Origin of the sequence: Gloeotrichia echinulata CP02 (assembly GCA_038087035.1) — a bacterium.
In the GTDB taxonomy this organism is placed as follows: Bacteria; Cyanobacteriota; Cyanobacteriia; order Cyanobacteriales; family Nostocaceae; genus Gloeotrichia; species Gloeotrichia echinulata.
The window spans coordinates 5,970,413-5,983,210 of record CP051187.1; the positions used below are offsets into that span (position 1 = coordinate 5,970,413).

A 12,798-nucleotide genomic window follows, 5' to 3' on the forward strand; every position below is an offset into this window, starting at 1 on the left:
ATTTTGATTATCTGCTCCGATATTGTTTCCTAATTGTCACTTTCTACGCTGGGCTGGAGTACACATTGAAAACTCCAGCCATGCTGCTTGAATCCCAGTGATTGATAGAATTGATGGGCACGCTCGCGTTTTATATTGGAAGAAAGCATTAATTTATAACACCCAGCCTCCGTACTAAGTTTCAGCGCTGCTTGCACCATTTGCGTGCCAATCCCCTGTCCGCGAAGTTCAGAACTGACTGCAACTCCATCTAGAACTGCAAATTTATGATATACCCGATGCATCATTGTGGGCACATACAGGAGGCTAAAAGTACCTACAGCTTGGTGTTTTTCCACAGCAAGGTAGATCTGGTAGTTGGGAAACTGTGTGATTTCTGTGAGGATTTTTTCTGCGAGATCGCTTGACATGGGTGTCTGTCCATCCATGTCAGCATAAAGGTAATTTAATATCGGCCAATCTTCACGGGTAGCAATGCGGATATCAACAGTCATAATTAACCTCTGGTTTTGTGGTTCGTGGTAGTCCCATTACTGCATTTTCTGTAAATAACAATACATCTACGCCCTGGGGATAAGCTTGATGATTCTGCACCCAGAATTCCCAAAAATGGCGATTCAGTGTGGGGGAGACCCTTCGCTGGTCTAAAATTCCCGGTCCTGTTAAGATTACAGGTTGCCCAATTTCAAAACTTTCCACCTGTATCAACAGTGTTGTTGAGGCTTCTGGTTGTTCTGCGGTACCACAGTGGAAAATAGACAATTCTGGTAATGCTGTCAAATCTTGAATTAAAGCAAAATCAGCTTCTTTTGGGTGCTGGGTGAAGCGACAACCAGTGTGGAACAACAACCAAGCCCTAACTTCAGCAGCAAAACTCGGCTGTAGCCATACCACAACATCTAAATCTAGCAACGTCAGACAAGCCGCCCCACATGCAGGCTTTAAACTAAAAGGCACAGTCATGCTGGTAGTTATCGGGTCAGAGTTTCCCGGTCGAGCATGGGCATCCAGCAGCGCCCGAAACGTCCTCTGGGCATCATGAATTGGGTCTGGAAAGCCTGGTAAATGCGTAACTGTATTTGACATTTTTTTTACCCTTCACCCCTGACCATTGTGTAGAAATTGACCTTAGTAGCGGCTGTTTGACGCTGGTTGAGTTCCTGCTGTTGTTGACTTTGTATTTGCAAGGGTTGAATTACCTCAGACTGAATTTGATCGTGCCAGTTTGAGGTTTGTAGCAAAGCATCACAAACAGCGGCTAGTTCCGCATGGCGGTGCGATCGCCCTGCTACATAACCAAATCCAGCGATCGCCTGCTCTTCTTGACTCTCTAATTGCACCACACACCGAGTCATGGTCATTTCTCCCAAGTTAAATACAGTACCCGTACCACCAGCGCGTCCCCGAACCATTGCTAAACCAATTTCTGGATTACGTAGTAGTTTATACTTTGGCAAATCCCCCAATTTGTTTACTAATTTTTCCAATAGCTCTGACTCAGCTTTAGCTAATGTTGCCATCCATGCTTGTCGCGGCGTCACAGTACCCATAAGTTAGTTTAAAGATAATTGGTCTACAGGAGATTGCGGTTTGTATTTCTTTGGTGAAAAAACGCATTTTTCATTACAGCCATTTTCTGGTAAATAGACCACGCTTTTGGGGCGCAAGGCCTTGCGCCCCTACGAAGCTCTGTGGTTATTCGGTGAAAATCGCTGTGACGTTATTTTACAGCAATTTCGTCAGACTTACGCACTGTACAAATTGACTATTATGTGAATAACGATTGGTTAAGAAAACAAGTTCCTTGGTTAAGAAAACAAGTGCTTTCGTTACCAAGACAAGTATAGGACTTACGCACTGTACAAATTTGGCATGGTATGCTTTTACCAAAATACGTTGTTTCAGGCTTTGATTAATTATTACTTTGATGGTAAACAGACCCGCATTGTAGGGGTTTAGCAATGCTAAACCCCTACGACATCTCCGGTTTTTTGGCAGCCCATATTTTGTGTTTTTTGTCAATGCGTAAGTCCTAGAATTATAAAAAAAGGTTTAAAAAATGAAAAAATAAAGGATATTAGTCATGAAATTTAAGCCAATGACTTTATCAAAACAGCTAGCCCTGACCGATTCAGAAACTCTTGAAGAGGTTCTAATTTGTTTGAGTGAAAATATTTCGATTAAAACGCAAGGAGCTTGTGACCAGAAAACTTTATTTGAAATTTTAGTAGGAGCAGCAAGCAACGCAGATAGTATTGAGAATACAAGCAAAATATTAAATAATAGTCCTTGATATGAAAATTGATAGCAGCGATGAAAAACACCTTCGTCCACTTGAGAAAAACCCCAACACCATGACCCCCTGTGCTAGATAATAGGTTGTGGTATTGGAAATTGGCATTTATGTACCGCAAGAATCAAGAAATTTTAAGGTTTCCATCCTCCCCTATAGCGATATCACAGTTTCAGCAGATTGGCCAGTCCCGTGACGAGGGCGAAGATGTAAAGTGATTTCCGTATCGAGTCGCTTGAGGAAAATGAGGAGTTTGCCCTCACTGAACCGTTGAAACTCTCCTTTCATCAAATGAGATACTTCTGGCTGGGGAATGCCAAGAAGTTCGCTGATTTCACGCTGTTTCAGGTTGCGTTCTTTCAAAAGGCGTAGTACCTGAATCCCTATCTTTCCCCTAGTAAAAAGTTCATCTGCATCTGATAAACCAAGATCAGCGAATACATTACCACTGCTTTCTTCAAAAACGGGTTCCTGAGTCATTGTTATTCCTCCCTTGCTACCGCATCCTTATAGCGTTGTTTAATCAAGTCAACATCAGCCTGTGGAGTTTTAATTCCCTGCTTTGATTTCTTTTGAAAAGCGTGCAGGACATAAATTTTTTCTCCAATCTTTACCGCATAAACTGCCCTGTAAGTATCGGTATCGTAGCGTTTGACAATTTCATACACGCCACTTCCAACCCCCTTAAAAGGCTTGGCATCCATTGGTGTTTCCCCTGCTTGCACCAATTGCAGCGCATAGCCCACTGATGCACGCACTTCTTCAGGAAATGAACGGATATTTTTGAGAGAGTCTCCCATCCAAACCAGAGGTCGTAAAGGAATTTCTATAATATCCTCATCATCTTCCATTTTATATGAAATTTACTATAAAACCAGTCATAAGATAGCATGAAATGTCGCTTTCGTTACCAAGACAAGTGCTTTCGTTACCAAGACAACTACTTTCGTTACCAAGACAAGTGCTTTCGTTACCAAGACAAGTACTTTCGTTACCAAGACAAGTGCTTTCGTTACCAAGACAAGTACTTTCGTTACCAAGACAACTACTTTCGTTACCAAGACAAGTGCTTTCGTTACCAAGACAAGTACTTTCGTTACCAAGACAACTACTTTCGTTACCAAGACAAGTACTTTCGTTACCAAGACAACTACTTTCGTTACCAAGACAACTACTTTCGTTACCAAGACAAGTTTGTAGCGATGGCTGCGCCCACCTACGGTATCGCCTGTTTTTTCCTAGCAGTATTGGGTGGGGAACCACCCCAAACACCGCCGAAGTATTATCTTATCTAGGTTTGGGAAGTTTTGTATCAACGTCATCGACACCACTCGCCAAATCGCTGAAACCCTATATTTTTCGTTGAGTGGTGTCGATTGCTTACACAGTAAGGATTTGAGGTATGTGTCTTGCTAAATTTTGCACAACATATATAATGTTTTTTAGAGGTGTGTCGATTTGCAGGCTGAAACCCTTACGGGGCTTGGGCTGCTAGACGAACTCCCCACCGATTGGGTTAATTCGGATTAATTGGAAACATTTCCTCTTGCAGAAGAAACTCTGTCAACATTGTTTCTGCCCCCCACCGATTGGGTTAATTCGGATTAATTGGAAACCCTCTTCTCTTTTTGCCGCTTTTTCAACCGCTGTTTCCCCACCGATTGGGTTAATTCGGATTAATTGGAAACTTTAACATTGTAGGTGCCGTTTGGAGAGAGTTCTCCATCCCCACCGATTGGGTTAATTCGGATTAATTGGAAACGCCTTAGCATGGCGACATCGTTTTTTTCATCGCCCCCACCGATTGGGTTAATTCGGATTAGTTGGAAACGCTATCAAATTGCAGAACAGTTGGTTTGATGCCATTACCCCACCGATTGGGTTAATTCGGATTAGTTGGAAACGAAACGTTCTTGCTTGTTTTCGGATACGACAAAAGCCCCACCGATTGGGTTAATTCGGATTAGTTGGAAACAGGTTTGTGCTGAGTCGTCAGATGACGGGAAATTGAATTCCCCACCGATTGGGTTAATGATGAATAAAATACCTTTTACAGCAGTTTTCAGGTATTTAGACGACACCCCGATATCTGTATTTCTTTCTTCCTTCTCTGCGAGACGCTCCGCGAATGCGCCTTTGCGCCTTTGCGTGAGATATAAAAATGTGGTTCATTTACCTGAAAATCGCTGTAAAAATCCCACGGTGACGCTGATGCAATCAACCGTGGGATGGTCAAAAATTCAAAAATGCAAGTTTTTGAGCTATGCAATCACAGTAATATTATTACTGGTGAGGGCTGCTTTATTCGATAACTGGGCAATTTGGACTTGTGCCACACCGCCAAGACCATCTGCATCAAAGAAGAGTTTACCCGTAGCCGAGTTGTAGACAAAGCGATCGCTCGCACTAGTCGCACTCGCACCCAATCGCAACAAGCTGGCGTCAAGTACACCCAGTGCTTGAGTCAGTCCGAAATCTGATTTGGAGATGAAGATCGTATCAACGCCTCGTGCAAAGTCAGCGAGGGTATCAAAATCACCAACGCTATTACCAGTGAGGTAGAAGCCATCGCCACCAGTTCCACCAGTCAAGACATCATTACCAGCACCGCCATAAAGCAGATCATCGCCAGCACCACCATTGAGGATATCGTTACCAGCACCGCCATTGAGGGTATTATTGGCAGCATTACCTGTGAGTATATTGTTGAGGTTATTGCCAGTCCCATCAATCGCTAATGTTCCGGTCAGTGTTAGGTTCTCGACATAGTTTGCCAAGGTGAAAGTGACTGAGGATCTAACTGTATCAGTGCCAGAGTTGACATCTTCCACAATCACATCATCAACGCTGTCTACAGTGTAGGTATCATTACCAGCACCGCCAGTCAGGGTGTCATTGCCAACACCGCCATCTAACAGATCATTGCCATCCCCACCATTGAGGATATCGTTACCAGCACCGCCAGTGAGGGTATCGTTACCGACACCGCCATTGAGGGAGTCATTACCATCCCCACCATTTAACACATCATTACCAGCGTCGCCATTGAGGGTATCATCGCCAGCGGCACCAGTGAGGGTATCGTTACCAGCACCGCCATTGAGGGTATTATTGGCAGCATTGCCTGTGAGTATATTGTTGAGGTTATTGCCAGTCCCATCAATCGCTAATGTTCCAGTCAGTGTTAGGTTCTCGACATTATTTGCCAAGGTGAAAGTGACTGAGGATCTAACTGTATCCGTGCCAGAATTGGCATATTCGACAATCACATCATCAACGCTGTCTACAATGTAGGTGTCATTACCAGCACCGCCATCTAGCACATCATTGCCAACACCGCCATCTAGCACATCATTGCCAATACCACCATTGAGGTTATCGTTACCAGCACCGCCAGTGAGGGTATCGTTCCCGACACCACCATTGAGGTTATCGTTACCAGCACCGCCAGTGAGGGTATCGTTCCCGACACCGCCATTGAGGGAGTCATTGCCATCTCCACCATTTAACACATCATTGCCAGCGTCGCCATTGAGGTTATCATCGCCAGCGTCACCATTTAACACATCATTGCCAATACCACCATTGAGGGTATCGTTACCAGCACCACCATTGAGGGTATCGTTACCTGCTAGACCCGAAATAATGTCAGATCCGTCAGTTCCTGTGAGGGTATCATTGCCCGCAGTACCCAAAATCGTAATCCCATCATTAGCACCTGTCACAGTGATGGTAACTGTTTGGCTGGTGCCATCTGCAGTCTGCACCGTGAAAGTATCGTTGACTGTTTGACCTGCTGTCAAGGCATTGGTGGCTGAGTTGCTGTTGTTGAGGCTATAGCTCCAGTTACCATTGTTACTGATGGTAAAGCTACCGTAAGTACCGCTGCTGTTGGTTTGGGCGACAAAGGTAGCAGGAGAATCGACATCGGTGACACTCAGGCTACCCGTGACGGTATTTTGGGCTGCATCTTCTGTGACTGCGCCTGTGATGTTCCCGCTGATGATGGCTGAGTCATTAGCACCTGTCACAGTGATGGTAACTGTTTGGCTGGTGCCATCTGCAGTCTGCACCGTGAAAGTATCGTTGACTGTTTGACCTGCTGTCAAGCCATTGGTGGCTGAGTTGCTGTTGTCGAGGCTATAGCTCCAGTTACCATTGTTACTGATGGTAAAGCTACCGTAGGTGCCGCTGCTGTTGGTTTGGGCGACAAAGGTAGCAGGAGAATCGACATCGGTGACACTCAGACTACCAGTGACGGTATTTTGGGCTGCATCTTCTGTAACTGCGCCTGTGATGTTCCCGCTGATGATGGCTGGGTCATTCACTGAAGTAATCGTGATGTTTACCGTTGCTGTTGCAGTTTTGCCCTTACCATCGTTAATGGAGTAAGTAAAGCTATCGCTGCCGTTATAGTTGGAATTTGGGGTGTAGATAATAAAGTCATCAGCAAAGTTGTCAGTAGTGCCATTGTTGTTCACAATCGCAGTACCATTAACTGGAGCCGATACCAGACTCAGTTGCAGCACATCACCATTGACATCACTGTCATTACCGAGAACGTTGATGTTAATTGCAGTGTCTTCGTTAGTAGTTGCAGTGTCATTACCAGCTACAGGCGCAGTGTTCAGGTTCAGTCCCACAATCACCGGATCGTGGTCAGAGGAACGGTATTGGTCAGCATTGTATAAGCTACTGACTTGACCTGTTGACTTAAAGTTAGTGTTGTAATCTAGAACACTGGGTTCATCGGCATTAATGTGCCATTTATCTGCACCAGTTACCTGTGTAGCTAAACTGCTAGTAGCTAGGGCATGGTCAAGGGAACCCAACTGTCCATCGAAAACATAGGAGTAGGAAGTATCCGGGACTAGGCTATTATACCCGGCACCTGCGAGAGTTGTTAATGGATCTTCTTTGGCGTAGGCGTTGAGGTCGCCCAAAACCAGGTAATCAGAGTCAGTAGTACCTGTGGGTTTTGTCGCTAACCATTGTGCCAAATCTTGAGCCTGACGGGTACGTGTTCCATTCGAGAAACCTTGACCGTCGCCAGCGTCAGCATCGCCAACACCACCAGAACTGGAACCTTTAGACTTGAAGTGGTTAACAACTGCAGTGAATTTTTCACCAGTTGAGTTTTGTTGGAAAGTCTGCGCCAGTGGTTTACGTCCAACTAAGTCAAATGCACCAGTACCATATCCATTTGGCATGGTTGCAGCTGCACCTACTGCAGTAACTTTACCAGGCTTGTAGATTAATCCCACTGCAATTTGGTCAGTTCCCAAACTGGTTCCGGGATTGATAAACGTGTAAGTTCCCGCACCAGCTACTGCATTCAGTCCGTTAACTAAATCTTGAATTGCACTGGTAGAACCATAGCCATCGTTTTCGATTTCCATCAGTCCGAGGACATCAGCGCCTGTGCCAATTATGGCTTGGATAATCTTGTTACGCTGACGTGTCAACTCTGAGGCGTTCTCTGCTCCCCGTGCAGTGGGGAAGCCACCACCAGCGCCATCACCGTTAAAATAGTTGAGAACGTTAAAGCTAGCTACTTTGAGGCTACCGCCGACATCAGGTGCTGAGGTGGGACGGGGATTAGTTGGTGTAAAGTTAACTCCTGTGGAGGTTTGAACGCGATACCCTTCAAAACGTTGGTCTAAAACACCAGTGATGCTGGTAACGGTATCACCACCGCGCAATGTGTTAGATGCGCTTAGAGGATTACCACCACGACCAAAAAGAATGGTGCTAGGGTTTTGCGTACTGCTACCGTCATCTAAGTAGATTTCCCGTTTGGCAATCTCAGCTAAATAAGCAGAATAGCCACTGACGCTCGGTGCGTTGAATTGGGTGTACTGGTCGAGTCTGGCGTCAGTACCAGGTTGGTTGCTGGCGCCTGTGGCTGAGAGCAGAACCTGTCCAAAACGTCCTAGCTGAAAATACTCGGTGACTGTCAAGTTACCACTCGCAGCACTAACATTGACTAACATCCCTTCGTAGCTTTCTAAGTCTGTCACACTAGTTACAGGTAACTGGATGTTAGTGACTGTAGGTAAGGTGCTAGCGCCCAGGTTGACAACAGTTGTTACATTAGAGAGTTGCGTCAAGCTGCTGGTATTACCACTACTAGTGCTAGTGAATTCGGCAACATTTCCAGTTACCCGCACCTTATCGCCAACGTTACCAGAAAACAGTCCTGATGGGTCAAAAACAAAGATACCTTCTGAGGTTGCAGAGTTACCATCAGCGTCGGCGTCTTCTTCTTGGACGTAGAAGCCGTTGAGTTTAGTAGAGCCAGCAAAAGCAGCGACGACAATACCCTCAATGGTACGAGTACCACTAAAGGCGGAGTTAAAGGTGGAACCGCTACCTTGAATATCGTGGATTTTGGTAACGACAACTTCGTCATCTGTTACTGTCACGCTAGCGGTGCTATTACTAAAGCCAGTCGCACTGGCGGTGATGGTGACGTTTTGGGAACCATCTACTACCGCATCATCTATAGCTGTGACTGCAAAGGTAGCTGAGGTTTGTCCAGCCGCAATGGTGACAGTAGTAGGAACCGTTGCTTCTGATGTATCGTTACTGACTAATGTTACTATCAGGTCACTGGTGGTGCTACCAGTGCGGGTAACAGTTCCTGTAGCGACTGATGTTCCTGCAGCCTCGGAGAATGTGTTAGGTGAAATGCTCAAACTGAGGGAAGCTGTTGTTCCACCACGTAAAGCACTTAAATCTTGACCGGGGTTAGCATCCCCAGGGGTGGGGTAATTAGATGCAGTGGCTGGGAAGTCATACCGCACCCAGTTACTAGCTGTGTCGTTACCAGCGGCGGTGTTACCTGTATAGTAGGCGTTATCGGCAACACTAGGCAAGTTGAGGTTAACCAAACCATCAGGTGCATTTCCTCCGCCTTCAGAGGAAATAAAGTCTAGGTAGATATTGTCCGTACCACCACTGTTACCATCGGCTCCGGGTAAGTAGAGGTAGAGGGCTTCCCCACTAGTAGATAATCCTGTATTCGTGCTACCGCCTAAGCCGTCCACGCTGACTGTCACACCTGTTCCTGGCGCGAGAACCATTTTCCAGTCACTGGTATCAGTATCTGTGGTGACTCCTAGTGTAGTAGTCCAAACAGTGATAATTGTACCTTTGGGAACACTGCTCAAAAATGAATCATTGCCAAAGACGAAGACTGATTCATTATTATTCAGGACACCACCGACAAATTCATTATCACTAACCCGTAAACCACGCAGGTCAGCGTTATCTTTGAGAACTAGTAGTTCAAAGAAATCATTGCCGTTAGCATCATTATCTGCGGCGTACTCATTAAAGATGATGTCTCCTACAGCCAGGGTTGCAGGTGGTGTGACAGTATCATTGTCTGTAATGGTGACTGTGGCTGTGGTTGTTCCACCCAAGGTGTAGTTAGCGCCGCTTCCCAAGGTGAGAGTAACGTTTTCACTGGCTTCTTGGGTTGTATCATCAACTGGGGTGATGGTGATATCAACAAATGAGCTATTAGCCGCAATGGTGGCAGTACCTGTTAAGGTTGGGGTGTAGTCACTACCATCATTGGCTGCTTGACCTGCACCTGTGGTAATGCTGTAGTTAATTGTCAGGTCTGTAGCTGTGCTACCTGTGCGGGTGATCCTAAAAGTGCCTGGGTTTGTGCCTGCTTCAGCGGCGGCGGTATCTGTGGCAGCTATAGTGATGATTGGTAATGTCACCGCAGACCCTAGGGTGATGGTCTCGCTGCGGAATTTCTGGAAGTTATCCTGCGCCAGATCCTTGGAGGCTATACCGTCGTTGTACCAGACGTTATCGCCATTATCTATCAATACCTGGAATTGGGTGCTGTCGGTCAGGGAACTAGGTACTTCTACAATGGTCTCAAAGCTACCCCCCGCATTTAACGCTGTTAAATCGGTTGCACGTAGTACAGGGGTATCAGCTGCATTGCCAGTCCAAGTGTAAAGGCGGAAATCATTGGGAGCGCTGCCAGCCGCACCGCTAGACCCGGCAATAATGATATATTCATTATTAGCATTACGCTCAATGCTGCGAATTCCTCGACCGCCTAAGTCAAGTAAAATGGGAGCGCCAAAGGTAGCAGAGCCTGATGTCCCACCAGAGGCATTCAGGATACTAGTAAAGTTTGTCACCGTAACAATCAGCGCCTTGGTGCGATCGCTTGTTGGTTCATTAGGCGCACGAAAGCCAACGTAAGCTGTAGTACCATCGGGGGCTATTGTCAAGCCTTCGATGTTAAAGCCGTTTGTTTGTTCTGGTACAACATTATTAGCTGCACTAGCCCCTAGTCCTAAGTAGCCAGCACCTAAACCGTGACCGTTGGCATTATCCCAAGCAATTAGGTCATCTTCAAGATATTGATAGTATCCCTGGAATGTCAGCGTTGTGTTAGCACCTGTACCAGAAATCTGGGTAGCAAAGATGCGTTCGCGATTGGGTCTGTCGCTACCCCCACTAGAATTACTGTGGGAACCCATCCAGTAAATGGTATTACCTACCTTAGTTGAAGCTTCAATGTCAACCTCACTGGAACCTGATAACCCAAGACTTGAGGTGAAGTCAAAGCTGGCTAGAGGTAAACCAGAATTATTCCGGTCATAGAGTCTAATTGTCTGGTCTTCATCGTCTCCCACCAGCAGATAATTTGAGTCAATGGCGATCGCTGTGGAAGCGTCAGAAGTCCCAGTCAGGAAGCGGGTGTTATTTGTACCCGCCGCTGAAGCCGCATATTTGATAACGTAAGAATTGCTGAGTGTACCATCACTAACGGTGACGGTGATATCGCTGTAACCTACACCTGTAGGCGTAATTTTTAGGTTGCGGCTATTTCCAGTTCCCGTAATTGTTAGGTTGGTGTTGGTCACAACTCCCGTGTTGCTGCTGGTTGCTGTTACAGTTAAGGAACCAGCTGCTGTTTCTGCGTCGGCGACGTTAAACTCAATCCCAATGGTGCTTGCAGGGTCGGTGGGGTCGTTAATTACACCACTAATATAAGCAGCAGGGCTACCAGCAAGGCTGTTATCAGGAATATTCAGGAAAGCTGTAACTTTGTCTGGGTCTATGATTGTTTCATTATCAGCCTGAATGGTGGGGGCTGTGTTGACAACATCATTATCTGTTATGATAATGTTTTGGGTAATGGTGCTACCTAAGGCAATACCTGATGAGGGGTTAGTAATGGTCAATGTAGCAGTTTCCGTACCCTCAACTAAAGCATCATCTACAACTGTGAAGGTGACAGAACCTGTGGTTTGTCCGCTCAGGATGGTAATTGTAGTATTGCTGAGGTTGTAATCTCCTGTGGTGATACCAGTTCCCGATACTCCTAAGTTAACAGTCTGATTACCAGAAACTGCACTGGAGGCTGTAGCGGTGACGGTGATGACTGTTGTCCCCGCTTCAGTTCCTGTATTGCTACTGAGGGATAAGTTAACTGTGGGAATTCCACTTGTCACACTGAAGCTATAAGAATTAGAAGATGGTGGCGCACCAGATACCCAATTTGTAGAAGTATTGGCGATCGCGCTTAACAGAGATGTCTTATCACCAGAATAGACTGCTCCACTCGTTTTATAGCTCAGAGAAGCATTTGCAGAAATCGTCAGCCAAGTTGATCCATTAGTAAGTCCGGAAGGACGTAGACCAGTAGTATTTCCTGTTCGCAGTCCATAAACAAAATTGTTTGTTCCCGTGTTGTATACACCTGTGCTGGTTTGGTAGATATATAGCTCCTCACTCGCATTAGTCAATCCAGGAGAACCACTGGATTTCTGCGTGTAAGTATATTGTGTGTTTGTCACATTTTGATTTGTACCGTATCCAAGATTGATAACTGTTCCAGCAGCAATATCTTGATTAGCTACAAACTCATATGCTCCTTCGTTGAAGTCAGCAAAGCTATTACCTCCATCAGATGTCACTTCATTATCATTTATGAAGAATTTAGTTCCTGAACCAACGGTATTCAGGAAGAGAATTGCCAATGTGTCAGGAGTTCCAGATGTATTAAAACCAATTATCGCAATATCACCAGCAGTCAGAGTTGTCGCTGCCATACATTATCATCCTTTCAAGTTTTTGTGATGTGTATCTAAACTTCTAACTGTTGACGGTTGACTGTTGACTGTTGAGAACTTCCAGGGCTTTTTGTTCACACTGAAGGGAAAACTCATTCCCTTGTAGATGTGATCCCAAAGCCGCCCCACCGCTTAGGGATTGTGTAAGTTGGCAAGCAAAATGAAGTATAACTAGTGTTAGTTAACACTATTTATGATATTTGGTTAAGGTTAAGGCAAGACTACGTAAAAGTAAATTTACAAGATGTTTATAACTGAGAAAAATCACATGCTAATAATAGAAAATACTTATTGGAAAAATTTATTGATTATTTTGCAGATTAAGTAAAATAGGTTGTTTAAAGCTTTTATTACAGCAATTTTCACGCAATAACCACAGATCTTCGTAGG

8 protein-coding genes and 1 CRISPR repeat array are annotated in these 12,798 nt (G+C 45.3%); of the genes, 1 reads left to right on the forward strand and 7 read right to left on the reverse strand.

The features are described 5' to 3' along the window. Positions 1 to 29: 29 nt before the first annotated feature. The 3 genes from HEQ19_26565 to phnG are packed head-to-tail and all read right to left on the reverse strand — an operon-like array spanning position 30 to position 1,550. Complete coding sequence (locus HEQ19_26565; protein WYM02506.1) at positions 30 to 494, reverse strand: GNAT family N-acetyltransferase; 465 nt, start codon at positions 492 to 494, stop codon at positions 30 to 32. Continuing rightward, a complete protein-coding gene (gene phnH / locus HEQ19_26570) occupies positions 484 to 1,086 on the reverse strand; it encodes a phosphonate C-P lyase system protein PhnH (GenBank protein ID WYM02507.1) in 603 nt (200 codons plus the stop codon). Before phnH ends, HEQ19_26565 begins: the two co-directional genes overlap by 11 nt. Before the next feature lie 5 nt (positions 1,087 to 1,091). Then, entirely contained in the window at positions 1,092 to 1,550 is a 459-nt protein-coding gene (gene phnG / locus HEQ19_26575; GenBank protein WYM02508.1) for a phosphonate C-P lyase system protein PhnG, read from the reverse strand. A gap of 533 nt (positions 1,551 to 2,083) precedes the next feature. Here phnG and HEQ19_26580 point away from each other — a divergent pair. Beyond that, positions 2,084 to 2,293: a hypothetical protein gene (locus HEQ19_26580; protein ID WZI67032.1), complete on the forward strand. Its 210-nt coding sequence runs from the start codon at positions 2,084 to 2,086 to the stop codon at positions 2,291 to 2,293. 153 nt (positions 2,294 to 2,446) lie between these two features. Here HEQ19_26580 and HEQ19_26585 read toward each other — a convergent pair whose 3' ends face one another. From HEQ19_26585 to HEQ19_26600, 4 genes are all read right to left on the reverse strand, one after another. Continuing rightward, the gene (locus tag HEQ19_26585) at positions 2,447 to 2,773 is read right to left on the reverse strand and encodes an XRE family transcriptional regulator (GenBank protein ID WYM02509.1); all 327 of its coding nucleotides are present in this window, start codon (positions 2,771 to 2,773) and stop codon (positions 2,447 to 2,449) included. A gap of 2 nt (positions 2,774 to 2,775) precedes the next feature. Further along, complete coding sequence (locus HEQ19_26590) at positions 2,776 to 3,144, reverse strand: type II toxin-antitoxin system RelE/ParE family toxin (GenBank protein WYM02510.1); 369 nt, start codon at positions 3,142 to 3,144, stop codon at positions 2,776 to 2,778. 27 nt (positions 3,145 to 3,171) lie between these two features. Beyond that, positions 3,172 to 3,480 carry a hypothetical protein gene (locus tag HEQ19_26595; protein ID WYM02511.1) on the reverse strand — a complete coding sequence of 103 codons (309 nt, stop codon included), beginning with the start codon at positions 3,478 to 3,480 and terminating at the stop codon, positions 3,172 to 3,174. 315 nt (positions 3,481 to 3,795) lie between these two features. Next, a CRISPR array of direct repeats spans positions 3,796 to 4,334; the repeat unit is 27 nt; unit sequence CCCCACCGATTGGGTTAATTCGGATTA. A 220-nt stretch (positions 4,335 to 4,554) separates the two neighbouring features. After that, positions 4,555 to 12,387 carry an ExeM/NucH family extracellular endonuclease gene (locus HEQ19_26600; GenBank protein ID WYM02512.1) on the reverse strand — a complete coding sequence of 2,611 codons (7,833 nt, stop codon included), beginning with the start codon at positions 12,385 to 12,387 and terminating at the stop codon, positions 4,555 to 4,557. Between the last annotated feature and the right edge of the window lie 411 nt (positions 12,388 to 12,798).

What these genes read in the sequence shown, in the direction of transcription:
- HEQ19_26565 (WYM02506.1), bottom strand. Translation starts at nt 494, where the DNA reads ATGACTGTTGATATCCGCATTGCTACCCGTGAAGATTGGCCGATATTA.
- phnH (WYM02507.1), bottom strand. Translation starts at nt 1,086, where the DNA reads ATGTCAAATACAGTTACGCATTTACCAGGCTTTCCAGACCCAATTCAT.
- phnG (WYM02508.1), bottom strand. Translation starts at nt 1,550, where the DNA reads ATGGGTACTGTGACGCCGCGACAAGCATGGATGGCAACATTAGCTAAA.
- HEQ19_26580 (WZI67032.1), top strand. Translation starts at nt 2,084, where the DNA reads ATGAAATTTAAGCCAATGACTTTATCAAAACAGCTAGCCCTGACCGAT.
- HEQ19_26585 (WYM02509.1), bottom strand. Translation starts at nt 2,773, where the DNA reads ATGACTCAGGAACCCGTTTTTGAAGAAAGCAGTGGTAATGTATTCGCT.
- HEQ19_26590 (WYM02510.1), bottom strand. Translation starts at nt 3,144, where the DNA reads ATGGAAGATGATGAGGATATTATAGAAATTCCTTTACGACCTCTGGTT.
- HEQ19_26600 (WYM02512.1), bottom strand. Translation starts at nt 12,387, where the DNA reads ATGGCAGCGACAACTCTGACTGCTGGTGATATTGCGATAATTGGTTTT.